This is a genomic window from Sphingomonas pokkalii (assembly GCF_003096275.1).
Taxonomy (GTDB): domain Bacteria; phylum Pseudomonadota; class Alphaproteobacteria; order Sphingomonadales; family Sphingomonadaceae; genus Sphingomonas; species Sphingomonas pokkalii.
On sequence record NZ_QENQ01000001.1, the window covers coordinates 349,910 to 363,916 of the forward strand.

General features: G+C 67.2%; 17 protein-coding genes. 7 read left to right on the plus strand and 10 right to left on the minus strand.

Features of this window, described 5'->3' with window-relative positions:
• Positions 1-46 precede the first annotated feature (46 nt).
• The 3 genes from DD559_RS01665 (at position 47) to DD559_RS01675 (ending at position 2,381) form a co-directional block, all read left to right on the plus strand.
• Positions 47-1,042: a ligase-associated DNA damage response exonuclease gene (locus DD559_RS01665; RefSeq protein ID WP_116467661.1), complete on the plus strand. Its 996-nt coding sequence runs from the start codon at positions 47-49 to the stop codon at positions 1,040-1,042.
• A 13-nt stretch (positions 1,043-1,055) separates the two neighbouring features.
• Positions 1,056-1,661 carry an SOUL family heme-binding protein gene (locus tag DD559_RS01670; RefSeq protein ID WP_116470642.1) on the plus strand — a complete coding sequence of 202 codons (606 nt, stop codon included), beginning with the start codon at positions 1,056-1,058 and terminating at the stop codon, positions 1,659-1,661.
• A 255-nt stretch (positions 1,662-1,916) separates the two neighbouring features.
• A complete protein-coding gene (locus DD559_RS01675; protein ID WP_116467662.1) occupies positions 1,917-2,381 on the plus strand; it encodes a hypothetical protein in 465 nt (154 codons plus the stop codon).
• Positions 2,382-2,387: 6 nt separating this feature from the next.
• On the opposite strand, the gene DD559_RS01680 is transcribed toward DD559_RS01675, so the two are convergent.
• The 6 genes from DD559_RS01680 to DD559_RS01705 form a co-directional block, all read right to left on the minus strand.
• Positions 2,388-3,233 carry an endonuclease/exonuclease/phosphatase family protein gene (locus tag DD559_RS01680; protein ID WP_116467663.1) on the minus strand — a complete coding sequence of 282 codons (846 nt, stop codon included), beginning with the start codon at positions 3,231-3,233 and terminating at the stop codon, positions 2,388-2,390.
• Complete coding sequence (gene rpoN / locus DD559_RS01685; protein WP_116467664.1) at positions 3,233-4,738, minus strand: RNA polymerase factor sigma-54; 1,506 nt, start codon at positions 4,736-4,738, stop codon at positions 3,233-3,235. Before rpoN ends, DD559_RS01680 begins: the two co-directional genes overlap by 1 nt.
• A 5-nt stretch (positions 4,739-4,743) precedes the next feature.
• Complete coding sequence (lptB, locus tag DD559_RS01690) at positions 4,744-5,526, minus strand: LPS export ABC transporter ATP-binding protein (protein WP_206364419.1); 783 nt, start codon at positions 5,524-5,526, stop codon at positions 4,744-4,746.
• A gap of 121 nt (positions 5,527-5,647) precedes the next feature.
• Positions 5,648-6,208, minus strand: coding sequence for an LptA/OstA family protein (locus DD559_RS01695; protein WP_116467665.1), 561 nt, complete (start codon positions 6,206-6,208; stop codon positions 5,648-5,650).
• Positions 6,208-6,852 (minus strand): LPS export ABC transporter periplasmic protein LptC, encoded by a 645-nt coding sequence (gene lptC, locus DD559_RS01700; RefSeq protein WP_116467666.1) that lies wholly within the window; start codon positions 6,850-6,852, stop codon positions 6,208-6,210. Before lptC ends, DD559_RS01695 begins: the two co-directional genes overlap by 1 nt.
• 47 nt (positions 6,853-6,899) lie before the next feature.
• On the minus strand, positions 6,900-7,520 hold the full coding sequence (locus DD559_RS01705; RefSeq protein WP_116467667.1) for a ribonuclease D: 621 nt from the start codon (positions 7,518-7,520) through the stop codon (positions 6,900-6,902).
• Between the two features lie 116 nt (positions 7,521-7,636).
• Here DD559_RS01705 and DD559_RS19720 point away from each other — a divergent pair, with 116 nt between their 5' ends.
• Both DD559_RS19720 and DD559_RS20240 read left to right on the plus strand, forming a co-directional pair.
• Entirely contained in the window at positions 7,637-7,861 is a 225-nt protein-coding gene (locus DD559_RS19720; protein ID WP_165830949.1) for a hypothetical protein, read from the plus strand.
• A gap of 25 nt (positions 7,862-7,886) precedes the next feature.
• Positions 7,887-8,681, plus strand: a complete 795-nt coding sequence (locus tag DD559_RS20240; RefSeq protein ID WP_116467668.1) for a cold-shock protein — start codon at positions 7,887-7,889, stop codon at positions 8,679-8,681.
• Between the two features lie 126 nt (positions 8,682-8,807).
• On the opposite strand, the gene DD559_RS01715 is transcribed toward DD559_RS20240, so the two are convergent.
• The 3 genes from DD559_RS01715 to DD559_RS01725 form a co-directional block, all read right to left on the minus strand.
• Positions 8,808-9,599, minus strand: coding sequence for a helix-turn-helix domain-containing protein (locus DD559_RS01715; protein ID WP_240610078.1), 792 nt, complete (start codon positions 9,597-9,599; stop codon positions 8,808-8,810).
• 68 nt (positions 9,600-9,667) lie between these two features.
• Positions 9,668-11,245, minus strand: a complete 1,578-nt coding sequence (locus DD559_RS01720) for a cisplatin damage response ATP-dependent DNA ligase (protein WP_116467669.1) — start codon at positions 11,243-11,245, stop codon at positions 9,668-9,670.
• Between the two features lie 33 nt (positions 11,246-11,278).
• A complete protein-coding gene (locus DD559_RS01725; RefSeq protein ID WP_116467670.1) occupies positions 11,279-12,004 on the minus strand; it encodes an aspartate/glutamate racemase family protein in 726 nt (241 codons plus the stop codon).
• Positions 12,005-12,100: 96 nt separating this feature from the next.
• Between DD559_RS01725 and DD559_RS01730 the strand changes: the two genes are divergently transcribed.
• Both DD559_RS01730 and DD559_RS01735 read left to right on the plus strand, forming a co-directional pair.
• Positions 12,101-12,928, plus strand: a complete 828-nt coding sequence (locus tag DD559_RS01730) for a metallophosphoesterase (RefSeq protein WP_116467671.1) — start codon at positions 12,101-12,103, stop codon at positions 12,926-12,928.
• Between the two features lie 80 nt (positions 12,929-13,008).
• The gene (locus DD559_RS01735; RefSeq protein ID WP_116467672.1) at positions 13,009-13,344 is read left to right on the plus strand and encodes a hypothetical protein; all 336 of its coding nucleotides are present in this window, start codon (positions 13,009-13,011) and stop codon (positions 13,342-13,344) included.
• Positions 13,345-13,383: 39 nt separating this feature from the next.
• On the opposite strand, the gene DD559_RS01740 is transcribed toward DD559_RS01735, so the two are convergent.
• A complete protein-coding gene (locus DD559_RS01740; RefSeq protein ID WP_026009058.1) occupies positions 13,384-13,878 on the minus strand; it encodes a Dps family protein in 495 nt (164 codons plus the stop codon).
• Positions 13,879-14,007 lie beyond the last annotated feature (129 nt).

Consider the following 14,007-nt stretch of genomic DNA (forward strand, 5'->3'; position numbering starts at 1 on the left):
CGCCCGCCCCCTTTCGATCCGCCTCCCCTTCCCCATATCGCAGGCCATGGCGCTTGGCAGCTGGCTCACTCCCGATCCTTGCGGGATCTATCTTCCGGCGGCGGATGCATGGATCGATCCGTCGAAGCCGGTCGCGCGGGCAATCATCACGCACGGCCATGCCGATCACGCCCGCGGCGGGCATGGCGCGGTGTGGGCGACGCCGGGCACGCTCGCGATCATGGCGGCGCGCTATGGCCCGCAGCACGGGCGAGCCGTCGACTATGGGGAGAGCGTCACGCTCGGCCCGATCGAGGTGGGCTTCGTCCCCGCCGGCCATGTGCTTGGTTCGGCGCAGCTGGTGCTCGATCACGCCGGCGAGCGCATCGTCGTCTCCGGCGACTACAAGCGCCGGCCCGATCCCACCTGCAGGCCTTTCCAGCCGGTGCCGTGCGACGTGTTCATCACCGAGGCGACCTTCGGCCTGCCGGTGTTCCGCCATCCCGAGACCACCGACGAGATCGACAAGCTGCTCGCGGCGCTGCGCACCGAGCCCGAACGCTGCGTGCTGGTCGGGGCCTATGCGCTCGGCAAGGCGCAACGGGTGATCGCCGAGCTGCGGGGCATGGGCTTTGATGATCCGATCTATCTCCACGGCGCGCTGCAGGCGCTGTGCGACCTCTATGTCGCGCATGGCGTGGCGCTGGGCGAGCTTCGTCCCGCCACGGGCGTCGCGAAGAAGGAACTGGAGGGGCGGATCATCCTCTGCCCGCCGGGGGCGCTCAACGATCGCTGGTCGCGGCGGCTGCCCGATCCGATCACCGCGATGGCGAGCGGCTGGATGCGGGTGCGCCAGCGCGCCCGGCAGCGCAATGTCGAGCTGCCGCTGATCCTCTCCGACCATGCCGATTGGGACGAACTGACCCGCACCATCGAGGAACTGTCGCCGCGCGAGGTGTGGGTGACCCATGGCCGTGAGGATGCGCTGGTACATTGGTGCCGGCTCCGGCAGATCCGCGCCCGTGCGCTCGATCTTTCCGGATTCGAGGACGAAGACGATTGAGGGAGTATCGATGATGGCGAAGGGCAAGACTTGGGCCTGGGTAGGCGGCCTGCTGGGCGGTACGGCAATCCTGGGCGCCGCGGCCTATTACGCGTTCGAGAAAGCGAGCGAGCAGCCGCCCTTCACGCTGGTGGAAAAGGACGGCAAGTTCGAGATCCGCGACTATCCCGAGCTGGTAGTGGCGGAAACCCGCGCGATCGGCACCCGCGACGCCGCGCTCAACGCCGGCTTCTCGCGGCTGGCGGACTATATCTCCGCCAAGCGGCGCGGTGATAACGGCGGCAGCGGCGGCGAGAAGATTGCGATGACCGCCCCGGTGCTCAGCGCCAGGCAGGATGCCAGCTGGCGGACGCAGTTCGTGATGCCGTCCAAGTTCACCCTGGCGACGCTGCCCAAGCCGTCCGACAATGTCGACCTGGCGACCCGCCCGGCGCGCCGCGTTGCAGTCTTGCGCTTCTCGGGGTCGCCCGACGACGCGGTGCTGGAGAAGCGCGAGGCCGAGCTGCGCAGCTGGCTCGCGGCCAAGGGATTGAGCGGCGGCGCGGTGGAATATGCCTTTTACAACTCGCCGTTCATCCCGGGGGCGCTCCGTCGCAACGAGGTGCTGATCGCACTCTGACCTGCGAGTCACGTCAAAGTGTTTCCCACATCAGGTGGGAGACAGCCCCACCCAAAATCACGGTCATTCCCGCCAAGGCGGGAATCCATTGGCCTGTCCGGTCGGGGAAAGAACCGTAGCTTCAGCGCCAATGGATCCCCGCCTGCGCGGGGATGACGAAGTATTCTGGGAATAGGGGTTGCTCCGCCCTCGCGGTATGGATCGCTGCCAGTCTTCTGCCGCGATCTTGCCGCGGAGCCTTTCTAAAGCATCCCCATGACGATTCGCCTCCTCCTCGCCGCCGCGGCCTTTGGTTCGTTTCTCGCCACACCGGCCGCGCAGGCTCAGGCGCGCGATCCCTTCGGCGAGTGCCTCCGCGCGCGCACCAGCCGCGCCGACCGCGACATACTGATCCGCTGGGTATTCGCCGCCGTCGCCCAGAGTGCCGCCGTGCGCGACATGGTCAAGGTCGACGAAGGCCGCCGCATCCAGGCCAGCCAGCAGGCGGGCCAGCTGATCACCCGCCTCGTCACCCGCGACTGCCGCGTCGAGGCGATGGACCGCATCAAGCGCGACCCCGGCGCGATCCAGAACAGCTTCACCGCCCTCGGCCGCGTTGCGCTGATGGATCTGGCGCAGGATCCCAACGTGGTCGGCACGCTGGCCGGGGTGCTGCAATATACGGACATGGGCAGCATCACGATGATGCTGATGGAGGGCGGCCTGCGCCCCGGCGGGTGAGCCCGCTCAGCGCTCGAACCGCACCCGGGCGACGACGGGATAATGATCGCTCGGATAGACCGCGCCCTGGTGCGTATCCACCGTCGCGATCCGCTCCACCGCAAAGCCGCGCGTCAGGATCCAGTCGATGCGGCGATCGCCCTCGCCGGTAAAGCCGTGGAAGGTGAAGGCCGGCCCGTGTCGCGGCGCGCCGCCCAGCCATGCATCGGCCAGCGTCGCGGTCAGCGCGCGGTGCGCACCGGAGCTCTCCACCGTATTGAAGTCGCCGGTGAGGATCACCGGCAGGTCCTTGGGCCCCTCGGCGATACGCGCCGCCAGCAGCATGGCCGCCTGCGCCCGCGCGCCTTCGTCTTGGTCGCGATGCGGGAAATGGGTGTCGTAGAAGCGGAACTTGCGGCCGTCCCTGGTCTGGAAGGTCGCCCAGTTGACCATCCGCGGGAGATCGATGCCCCAACTCATGCTGCCGGGCTTGTCGGGCGCCTCCGAGAGCCAGAACTGGCCCTCCTCCACGATCTTGAGCCGGTCGCGCCGGTAGAAGATGCCCATATGTTCGTTGGCGTGGCCGCCATAGCGATCGGTGCCGAACCACGCATATTGCGGCAGCGCCTTCACCACGTCGTTGCCCTGGCGCTGGAACAGCTCCTGCGTGCCGATCAGGTCCGGGTTCGCCGCGCGGATCGTTGCGATGGTGAGCGCGCGGCGCTTCTCCCACAGATTCGCGCCGTCGTCCGCACTCGGATAGCGGATATTGAGGCTCATCACCGTCAGTCCCGGCGCGCGCTGCGCCTGGGCCGGTGCCCACGCCAGCATCGCGGCAAGCGCCGCCACCAACCACAACCGGAAACGCACCATCAACCCGCCCCTTCGAGAGCCTTTTGGCGTCGGCGCTGGACCGAACTGCCGATACCCATCGCCTCGCGGTACTTGGCCACCGTCCGGCGCGCGATGTCGAAGCCTTTGGCGTTGAGCAGCTCGACCAGCGTGTCGTCGGACAGGATCTTCTTGGGATCCTCCCCCGCGATCAGCGCCTTGATCGCGCTCTTCACCGCCTCGGCCGAAACCGCTTCGCCGCCATCGGCCGACTGGATCGCGCTAGTGAAGAAATATTTCAGTTCGAAGAGGCCGCGCGCGCAGCTGAGATATTTGTTGCTGGTGACGCGGCTGACCGTCGATTCGTGCATCTCGATCGCGTCGGCCACCTGGCGCAGCGTCAGCGGGCGGAGATGTGCCACGCCCTTCAGGAAAAAGCCTTCCTGCTGCTTCACGATCTCGCTCGCCACCTTGATGATCGTGCGCTGGCGCTGGTCGAGCGCCTTGACCAGCCAGTTGGCGCTGGCGAGCATGTCGGTGAGCCAGGCCTTGCTCGCCTTGTCCTGCTTGCCCGACGAAACCTCGGCATAATAAGCGCGGTTGACGAGGAGGCGGGGGAGGGTGGCGGCGTTGATCTCCACCACCCAGCCGGTGCCGCGCCGCGCGACGAACAGGTCGGGCGTCACCGCCGGCACCGGATCGCCGCCATAGCGGCAGCCGGGCTTGGGATCGTAGCTGCGCAGCTCGCGGATCATGTCGGCGAGATCCTCGTCGTCGACATTGCAGATCCGCCGTAGCCGGCCGAGATCGCCGCGCGCGACCAGCTCCAGATTGTCGATCAGCCGCGCCATGCACGGATCGTAGCGATCGGCTTCCTTGGCCTGGAGCGCCAGGCATTCGGCCAGATCGCGTGCGCCGACCCCGGTGGGATCGAAGGTCTGGATCACCGCCAGCACCGCCTCGACCCGCGCCAGCGGCACGCCCAGCCGTTCGGCGATCTCGGCCAGCGACACGGTGAGGTAGCCGCACTCGTCGATCTGGTCGATCAGATGCTGGGCGATGAACAGGTCGGGCCCGGCGACGGTCGATCCGGCCTGGGCGAGCAGGTGGTCGGCCAGGCTCAGATCGCCGCTGCCGAGACTGTCGAGATCGGGGCCTTCCTCGGAGGCGCCGCCGCTCGCGCCGTTCAGCCCCAGGCTGCCGTCCAGCCCGCCGATCATGTCGGTGGGCGAGTCATGGTGGAAGGCCTCGGTCGCGAGATCGACGTCGAGCGCCGCCTCGCCGGATGCCGCGCCGCCGCCCAGGATCAACTCGCTGGCATCGGCCGGGCCGTCGCGCGGCTCGAACGCGTCGGCGTCGCCGATCGGCTCGTTCGGGCCCTCCTCGCCACCGCCCGCATCGAGCAGCGGATTGCGCTCGACCTCCTCGGCGATGAACGTCTCGATCTCCAGGTTCGACAGCGCCAGCAGCTTGATCGCCTGCTGAAGCTGCGGCGTCATCACCAGCGATTGCGACTGGCGCAGATCGAGGCGTGGCGCGAGACTCATGGCGCTTAGAGCGAGAAGCTTTCGCCGAGATAGAGCCGGCGGACATTCTCGTCGCGGACCAGATCGTCGGGCGAGCCGGCGAACAGCACCCGGCCGTCATAGATGATATAGCCGCGATCGACGATTTCCAGCGTCTCGCGCACGTTGTGGTCGGTGATCAGCACCCCGATGCCGCGCTGCTTGAGCTGCTTCACCAGATCGCGAATGTCGCTGATCGAAATCGGATCGATGCCGGCGAACGGCTCGTCGAGCAGGATGATCGTCGGGTTGGCGGCCAGCGCGCGGGCGATTTCGGCGCGACGCCGTTCGCCGCCGGACAGCGCCATCGCCGCTGAGGTGCGCAGACGGGTGAGGCCGAATTCATCGAGCAGCTCGTCCAACCGCGCCTGGCGCGCATCGCGATCCGGCTCGGCCAGCTCCAGGACGGCCAGGATGTTCTTCTCGACGCTGAGGCCTCGGAAGATCGAGGTTTCCTGCGGCAGATAGCCGAGGCCCAGGATCGCCCGCCGATACATCGGCAGGCGGGTAATATCCTCGCCATCGAGCATGATCCGCCCGCTATCGGGTTTCACCAGCCCCATCACGGAATAGAAGCAGGTCGTCTTGCCCGCGCCGTTGGGGCCGAGCAGGCCGACGACCTCGCCGCGACCGACCGAGACCGAAACGTCGGTCAACACCGTTCGCTTGTCATAGGATTTGGCGATCGAGACGACCGCAAGCCCCTGGTCCGGCAGGGGCGCAGGATCGGCGGCGGAAGAATCAGGCGTGGCGATGGCGACGTCGCTCATGACGGCTCCTGCAATGGAATCGCGGTTTCACCCCGCCTCGCGCGCGGCTGCGTGGGCGGTTCCTGCATGATAACGCGCGGGAAGGAAAGGGTTCGCACGCCGGGGCATGGCGGCACCCGGCTTATTGCTTGGGCTGCTCGGCCGCGCCGCGCTTGGGAACGGAGAAGCGTCCGGTGACGCGGCCACCCTGATTCTGCGTTGCCGGCGCGCCCGACGATGCCGAACCGCCAACCCCCGATCCATCGATGGTCGCACGACCGGTATCGAGATTGATCGACAGGCGCCCGCCCGAGATATTGTTGCCGGCCTGGCGCAGCGTGACCCCGCCGATCATCGTGATCACCCGGCGATCGACATCGTACACGGCATAGTTGGAGCGCGCCGTCTGGTCCGGCCGGGTCACGGTGACGCCGCCGCCGGCATCGAGTCGCGATGCCTGGGGCGAACCGCTGAGCGCGCTGCCGCTATACGCGACAGTAACGCGCGCGGCACGCAGCGTCATCTCCGCCTGCCGGATCACCACGTCCCCGGTCAGGATCGCGCGATTGGCGCGATCGTCGAGCTGGATGTTGCGCGCGTCGAAATCGATCGGCGCATTGGTGTCGTGCCGGGTCTGCGCGGCGGCCGGAATCGCGACGAGCAGCAGCGGAGCGGCAAGGGCAAGGGCGGAGCGACGGTTCATCAGGGCCTCTTCGTCTGCTTCGGCACCATCCGCAAGCGGGCATTGCCCTCTAGCGAGATAACGCGGCGATCGAGATCCGCGGTCAACCGATTCGCGCTGAACGTGCCGGTGGGCGTATTGCCCGTCACCGCGCCACCGCTCGCAAGCATACGCGTCTTCAGGTCGATCGTCGCGTCATTGGTGTTGAGCGTATAGCCATCGCTGGTCCGAAACCGGATCGGACCGTCGATCGCCACCTGATCGCTATTGAGATTGTAACGCCCGCGATTCGCCACCAGCATCGCCGGCCCCTCGGGCAATTGCAGCTGGGCACGCAGATCCCTGAGCTGCACCACCGGCTCCGCCGAGCTTTTCTGGATGGCCGAACCGGCATGGAGTTCGAACCGCTGGCCCTTGGCATCGTCACCGCGATAATCGGCCGAATCGATTCGCAGCCGTTCCGGCGACATCGCCACCTTGTTCTTGTCCAGCACGAAGCTGACGTCACCGCCCATGAACAGCGGCGCGGTGACGAGAAAGGCGAACAGCGCCCCGATCGTGATCGGCAACACCACCAGCGCGGTGCGCACGGCGCGATCGTGGCTGCTTCCGGGATGGGCCCAGGAACGGCTCTGCGATCGCAACCGGTTGGCGAGTTCGGACATGGCAGCCTTTGTGGGTAGCCGATCGACAATCGGCAACCGTCGACGAATCAGATATGCGCGAAGATATCCGTATCCGGCCAGCCAGCCAGATCGAGTTCCGCACGCCAGGGAAGGAAATCGAAACAGGCCTGCGCAAGTTCCGTGCGGCCTTCGCGTTCCAGCCGGCGATCGAGCTCGACCTTCATCGCGTGCAGATATCGCACGTCCGACGCGGCATAGTCGCGCTGCGCATCCGAAATGTCCGGGCCGCCCCAATCCGAGGACTGCTGCTGCTTGGAAATTTCCGCGCCGACCAGCTCGCGCGCCAGATCCTTCAGCCCGTGGCGATCGGTATAGGTGCGCACCAGCCGCGAGGCGGTCTTGGTGCAATAGACCGGCCCCGCCGTCACGCCGAGATAGAAGCGAATCGCCGCCAGATCGAATCGGGCATAATGATAGAGCTTCAGACGCTCCGGATCGGCCAGCACCATCCGCAGATTGGGCGCGGCATAGTTGGAACGCGGCCCGAACCGCACCAGATGCTCGTCGCCCGAGCCATCCGAGAGCTGGACCAGGCACAGCCGGTCGCGCGGAGTGATCAAGCCCATCGTTTCCGTGTCGACGGCGATCGCCGCGCCAGGGGCGAACACGTCTTCGGGCAGGTCTTCTTCGTGGAAATGTACAGCCATCGCGCCCGCGTAAACGGGTTGGCGGCGTAGCTCAATGCTTTGCAGCGTCTCCCGCCCTTTCTGCCGCGCTGCGGGGTATCGATACGGGCGAGTCGCGCGCTCCATTCATCGCGCTGGTGGAGCGCTTCGGCGGCCGGTCGTTGCGCTGCCGCCTGCCCGGAGCACGCAAAACCCCGCATTTTCCCCGTGGCTTTCAAGACACTTTCCTGCCGCAATCGCGGTTTCCGCGCGAAATTCGTTCGCGCACCCTGTTTTTTTGGGTTATGAAGGGTGTCGGTGGCGCTGCGTTAGTGCCGGAAGACCAGCGTTTTTCGTCCGGCGCTCAGGTTTTGATTGGTTAGGGCGAACCGGGAAGACGAACAGGGCATGAGTTTCGATAGAGGACGTCGCGGAGAGCGCGGTGGGCGCGGCAGGGACAAGCGCGATAGTTTCGGCGACGATAACTTCGGCGGCGGCGGCTTCGGCGGCGGCTTCGAAGATCGCGGCGGGTTCGGCGGCGGCGGCCGCGGCGGCTTCGGCGGCGGCGGTGGTTACGGCGGCGGTGGCGGCGGTGGCTTCCGCAGCGGCGGCGGTTTCGGCGGCGGCGGCGGTGGTGGCGGCTTCGGCGGCGGCCGTGGCGGCGGCGGTATGCCCCCCCAGGTTGTTGGAGAAGCGACTGGCGTCGTAAAGTTCTTCAACGCGCAGAAAGGCTTCGGCTTCATCGTTCGCGATGATGGTGGTGAGGATGTGTTTGTGCACATCTCCGCCGTGGAGCAGGCAGGCCTGACTGCGCTGGCGGAAGGTCAGCCGCTCGGCTTCACGCTCGTCGATCGCGGTGGCCGCATCTCGGCGACCGGCATCAAGATCGATGGTGAGCCGATGGCCGTTACCGAACGTGCGCCGCGCGAAGATTCTGCCGGTGGCCGCGACGGTGGTGCCCGTGGTGGTCCGCAGCGTCAGCTGACCGGCGAGAAGGCGACCGGCACGGTCAAGTTCTTCAACGCGATGAAGGGCTTCGGCTTCATCCAGCGCGATGATGGCCAGCCCGATGCCTTCGTGCACATCTCGGCCGTAGAGCGCGCCGGCATGCCGACGCTCAACGAAGGCGACCGGCTCGAGTTCGAACTCGAAGTCGATCGTCGCGGCAAATACGCAGCGGTGAACCTCTCGCCGCAGCAGTAACCCGCACGGGATTACGCGATCGAAGGGGCCGGGCGGCAACGTCCGGCCCCTTTCGTTTCGGGGCACATCGCGCAGTGCAGGCTGGTGGCCCGTGCAAGCGGCGGGCCAACATCACGTCATCTCGCTTTAGCGGATGAAATAGCCCGCGACTCGCCAGGTCGCACCCTCGCGGGCGAGGATGACGGTTTCGATCGAGTCGCGGCGCTGTGCGAAATCCGTCTCGAACTTGAGAACCTCATAGTCGCCATCGGGGGCGCCGGGCAGCGTCTTCGTCCGGATCACCGACTGGAAGTTCCGCGACACCACGGCACCGAGCGGCTGGCGGACCGGCGTGACCATTTCCGCCCAGCGCGCGGCGGAAACCTGGCCCCGGAACATCGCGCCGGCGTTTTGCCAGCTTTCCGGCCATTTCGACTGGTCGACCAAGGCGAGCCACGCCCTGGCGGCATCGAGGCTCGCTGCCTGGGCAGCGGCAGCGGCTGGTGCCGGACGCTGGACGTCGGGCGTGGCGGGACTGTGCAGCGCGATGGCCGCGGCGGCGGCAATGAAAAGCGACATGGTGAGCATTCCTCCACTGAGCCAGGCAAGCCGGTGCACCCGTTGGTGGCGGCGCTGGCCCGGATCGACAGAAGCCATGGCCGGCGCCTCCGCCGACACCTCGATAGATTCGTCCCCACGCCTTTCGGGGGCGCCCGCCTCGCGCTCGGCGAGCAGGCGTGCCGCCTCTCGGCTGCTTGCCACGCCCAGCTTCCGGCGCGCATCGCGCAGGCGTTCATTGATGGTGTGCACGGACAGGCCCTGTTCCCGCGCGATCGATTTGGCATCGTGGCCGGCCAGCAATAGGCGCAACGTCGTCTTCTCGCGTTCGGTGAGCGTCATCTGCGCGCGGTGCGTGTCCGCCGGATCCCCCTGGGTCATGCGCCGCTTCTACCGCCTTGGCCGATGGGCGGCCATCGATACCGGGCTGGGGACAAGGAATTTGTCCCTCAGGTCACGAGCCGCCGCAGCCCCGCGATCGTGTCCGCCTCGGCGGCGGGCTTGTCGGTGCGGATACGGGCGATGCGGGGGAAGCGCATCGCGAGGCCGGATTTGTGCCGCTTCGATTCGTGAATCGAATCGAACGCCACTTCCAGCACCAGCGACTTGTCGGTCTCGCGCACCGGGCCGAAACGGTTGGTCGTGTGGGTGCGGACGTGGCGATCGAGCCATTTCAGTTCTTCGTCGGTGAACCCGAAATAGGCCTTGCCCACCGGCAGCAACTCGCCCGCATCGCTCCACGCGCCGAAAGTGAAGTCCGAATAGAAGCTGCTGCGTTTGCCCGAACCGCGCTGGGCATACATCAGCACGCAATCCGCAGTGAGCGGGTCGCGCTTCCACTTGTACCACAGCCCCACCCGCCGGCCAGCAACATAGGGCGAATCGCGTCGCTTGAGCATCACGCCCTCGATCGCAGCGTCGCGGGCACCGGCGCGGATTTCCTCCAGCGCAGCGAAGTCGGCGGCATCGATCACGGCGGAGAGATCGAACCGCACAGGATCGAGCCGCGCGACGAATCCCTCCAGTCGCGTCCGGCGCGCCTGCCAGGGGCACTCGCGCAGATCCTCCCTCCCGTCGAACAGGATGTCGTACAGGCGAACGAAGGCGGGAAATTCGGCCAGCGTCTTTGCCGATACAGTCTTGCGTCCCAGCCGCTGTTGCAACGCGTTGAAGCTGCCCGCCTCGCCGCCCTGCACGTCGCCGCGCACCAGCAGTTCGCCATCGAGCACCCCCGGCGTCCCGAAGGCGGCGGCGACCTCGGGGAAGCTGCGGGTGATGTCGTCGCCTGCACGACTGTAGAGTCGCGACTCCCCACCGGCATGGACGAGCTGGACGCGGATGCCGTCCCATTTCCATTCGGCCGCATAGTCGGTGAGGCTGAGCTGCACCGCGTCGAGCGGGTGGGCGAGCATGAACGGGCGGAAGACCGGCACATCCTCGACGCGCGGCTGCTCGCCGCGGCCCTCGGCCCAGTCGAACAGCCGGCCATAGGGCGGCACCAGCCCGTGCCACAGCTCTTCCACGGCTTCGACCTCGAGCCCGAAGGCCTGGGCCAGGGCGGTCTTGGCGAGCCGCGCGGAAATGCCGACGCGCAGGGCCCCCGTCGCCAGCTTGAGCAACGCATAGCGCTCGTCCGCCGCCAACCGATCGAGCATTGCCGCCAGCACCCCCGGCGCATCCGAGCGCGACAGCGTCGCCAGCCTCGCCACGACCTGCGCGAGCGTCAGCGGCGCGGCGTCGGCGGGCGGAACGCTTGGCTCGGGCCAGAGCAGCGCAATGGTTTCCGCCGAATCGCCCACGAAATCGCGACTCATGCCGTACAGCACCGGATCGACCCGCGCCTCGATCATCGCCCGCAGCACCGCGGGCTTCACCCCCGGCAGATCGAGCCCCCCGGTCAACGCCGCCATCGCCCAGCCGCGATCGGGATCGGGAGTGGCGCGCAGATAGGCACCGATCAGGCGCAGCTTGGCATTGCGCGAGCGGGTGTAGATCAGCCGGTCGAGCAGGTCGGCAAAAGCGCGCATGGACAGAGAGATGGGGCCAGGAAGCCCGCGGCGCTAGTGCCCGGTCGCGCTGGGTGCGGCCGGGTCCTCGGCCAACGTCCATTCCACCGCGGCAGCGGCGTGAATCGCGGTGGTGTCGAACAGCGGGACCGCGCTGTCTTCTGGTCCGACCAGCAGCATGATCTCGGTGCATCCTAGAATCACCGCCTCGGCCCCCGCCGCTACCAGCCGGGCGATGATCGCCCGATAGGCCTCCCGCGACGCCGGTACGATATGGCCTGCGACCAACTCCTCATAGATCACCCGGTGCACGGTGTGCCGATCCGCTGCATCGGGAACGATCACCCGTAGCCCGTGCTGGTCGATCAGGCGATCCTTGTAGAAGGATTGCTCCATGGTGAAGGCGGTACCCAGCAGCCCCACGGTGCCGATGCCCGCGGCCTTGATGCGCCGGGCGGTGGGATCGGCGATGTGCAGCAAGGGAATCGAAACCGCCGCCGTCACCGCGTCGGCGATGCGATGCATGGTGTTGGTGCAGATCAGCAGCGTCTCGGCGCCCGCCGTCTCCAGTTGCCGGGCCGCATGGATCAGCCGTTCCGCGAGCGCATCCCAGTCACCACGGTGCTGCAGCGCCTCGATCTCCGAGAAATCGAACGACCAGAGCAGACATCTGGCGGAGGCGGTGGGGCCGCGCTGCGCCCGCACGCCCTCGTTGAGGAGGCGATAATAGGCCGCCGAGCTTTCCCAGCTCATCCCGCCGATCAGTCCGATCATCCGCATGGCGAGATGTTGGCACGGGGGAACGACGATAGCCATAACCGGCCCCGTGACCGGCAAGACTTCGAATGGCCGCATCAATACCCTAGGGAGCGGGGGATGAAGCGCTTTCTCCTCCTGCTCGCCGCCATCGCGATCGGCATCCTTGCCCTGGGCTATCACACCGCTACGCGCGATCCGGTGGTGCGTCGGCTGACCGTGCATCTGCGCGACTGGCCGGCGGGCGCGCCGCCGATGCGCGTCGTACTGCTGAGCGACCTGCACGTCGCCGGCCCCGATACACCGCCATCGCGACTCGCCCGCGTCGTGGCGCAGGTGAATGCGCTGCGACCCGATCTGGTGCTGATCGCCGGCGATATCGAGCAGGAACGCACGATTTCCACGCAGGTCTACAGCGGCGCGGAGGCAAGCGCCCCGCTCGCCGGGCTGCGCGCGCGGCTCGGCGTGGTCGCGGTGCTCGGCAACCATGATTATTCGAACGCCGGCACCACCGATCTGCCGCCACGCCTGGCCGCGAATGGCGTGACGGTGCTGCGCAACCAGGCCGTCCGCCGCGGAGCCCTCACCATCGCCGGTGCCGACGATCTGTATCACGGCAAGTTCCGACTCGGCCGGATGACGCGCGCCGCCGCCGCGCTGCCCGGCCCCGTGGTGGTTCTGAGCCACACGCCCGATGTCGCGCCCAGCCTGCCGCCCTCCTTCCGGCTGGTGCTCGCCGGCCACACGCATTGCGGCCAGATCGCGCTGCCGCTGATCGGCCCGCCGAAGACGGCATCGCGCTATGGCCGCCGCTTCACCTGCGGACTGATCCGCGAGCCGGGCCGCGACGTGCTGGTGACTGCCGGGATCGGCACGAGCGGCGTGCCGCTGCGGATCGGTGCGGTGCCCGATCTTTGGCTGCTGACCTTTGACGGCGCGACGCTTTGACGATTCGCAAAGCTGCCGCAATTCGTACCTAGCCTCCCCGCTCGGGCGCGCCTCGCGTCCGATCTGGGAGAGCCTTTTCGATGAAGCTTCTTGTTGCTGGCGCGATCGCCGCCGCCATGTTCAGCCCCGCCGCCATGGCGCAGCAAGCCGCGGCGCCCGCCGCCGCGACGGCCCCGGCAAGCGCCGGAGGCCCCGCCTCCGCCAGGTTCAGCGTCGACACGCCGATCGTGGATCTGTTCGCCAATGCGGATGCAAAGGCGGTGCTCGTCGCCAACGGGCTCGGCGATCTCGAAGCGCACCCGGCCTACGAACAATTCAAGGCGATGAGCTTTCGGGCGGTCGCCCCCTTCTCGCAGGGGAAGATCACCGATGAAATGCTGGCCAAGCTCGATGCGGACCTGGCCAAGGTGAAGTGATGCGAACGGGGGCCGGATCGCAATCCGGCCCCCATCGGCTCAGCCCTTGCGGCTGGCCTCGAACAGGAACCAGGCACGCTCTTCGGCCTGGTCGGTCCATTCGTCGACGATGCCGCTGGTGGCATTGTCCTTCGCGGCTTCCGCGGCATCCTTCACCGCCCGGAAGCTTTCGACGAGCTTGAGATTGTCGTCGCGCAGTTCGGCGAGCATGTCGCCCGGCGCGACGAAATCGGCGTCGTTATCGGAAATGGTCTGCCGGCGAGCGATATCCCCGATCGAGCGCAGGGTGGTATTGCCGGTCTTGCGCACGCGCTCGGCGATCGCATCGGTAACGCCGAGGATTTGCGTGGCCTGGTCGTCCAGCAGCAGGTGGTAATCGCGGAAATGCGGGCCGGAGACGTGCCAGTGGAAATTCTTCGTCTTCAGATACAGCGTGAAGCAATCGGCCAGCGCGCTGTTCAGCGCTTCCGCCACGCTCTTGGTATCGTTGCGGTTCAGATCGGTCGGCGTCGCAAGGGCGGGATTTTCAGCCATGGGTTCCTCCGGGGGCTATTCGATTCGTACCGATAACGATCGGCATATAGGGTCCGGTTCCCGGTAGCGGCCAGTCTATACGCTCGGATTATCCCGATCACCGTGATCGATTGCGGCTTGTCGCGCGGA

Coding starts and splice junctions, on each gene's coding strand:
- DD559_RS01665 (WP_116467661.1), top strand. CDS start 47: ATGGCGCTTGGCAGCTGGCTCACTCCCGATCCTTGCGGGATCTATCTT.
- DD559_RS01670 (WP_116470642.1), top strand. CDS start 1,056: ATGGCGAAGGGCAAGACTTGGGCCTGGGTAGGCGGCCTGCTGGGCGGT.
- DD559_RS01675 (WP_116467662.1), top strand. CDS start 1,917: ATGACGATTCGCCTCCTCCTCGCCGCCGCGGCCTTTGGTTCGTTTCTC.
- DD559_RS01680 (WP_116467663.1), bottom strand. CDS start 3,233: ATGGTGCGTTTCCGGTTGTGGTTGGTGGCGGCGCTTGCCGCGATGCTG.
- rpoN (WP_116467664.1), bottom strand. CDS start 4,738: ATGAGTCTCGCGCCACGCCTCGATCTGCGCCAGTCGCAATCGCTGGTG.
- lptB (WP_206364419.1), bottom strand. CDS start 5,526: ATGAGCGACGTCGCCATCGCCACGCCTGATTCTTCCGCCGCCGATCCT.
- DD559_RS01695 (WP_116467665.1), bottom strand. CDS start 6,208: ATGAACCGTCGCTCCGCCCTTGCCCTTGCCGCTCCGCTGCTGCTCGTC.
- lptC (WP_116467666.1), bottom strand. CDS start 6,852: ATGTCCGAACTCGCCAACCGGTTGCGATCGCAGAGCCGTTCCTGGGCC.
- DD559_RS01705 (WP_116467667.1), bottom strand. CDS start 7,520: ATGGCTGTACATTTCCACGAAGAAGACCTGCCCGAAGACGTGTTCGCC.
- DD559_RS20240 (WP_116467668.1), top strand. CDS start 7,887: ATGAGTTTCGATAGAGGACGTCGCGGAGAGCGCGGTGGGCGCGGCAGG.
- DD559_RS01715 (WP_240610078.1), bottom strand. CDS start 9,599: ATGACCCAGGGGGATCCGGCGGACACGCACCGCGCGCAGATGACGCTC.
- DD559_RS01720 (WP_116467669.1), bottom strand. CDS start 11,245: ATGCGCGCTTTTGCCGACCTGCTCGACCGGCTGATCTACACCCGCTCG.
- DD559_RS01725 (WP_116467670.1), bottom strand. CDS start 12,004: ATGCGGATGATCGGACTGATCGGCGGGATGAGCTGGGAAAGCTCGGCG.
- DD559_RS01730 (WP_116467671.1), top strand. CDS start 12,101: ATGAAGCGCTTTCTCCTCCTGCTCGCCGCCATCGCGATCGGCATCCTT.
- DD559_RS01735 (WP_116467672.1), top strand. CDS start 13,009: ATGAAGCTTCTTGTTGCTGGCGCGATCGCCGCCGCCATGTTCAGCCCC.
- DD559_RS01740 (WP_026009058.1), bottom strand. CDS start 13,878: ATGGCTGAAAATCCCGCCCTTGCGACGCCGACCGATCTGAACCGCAAC.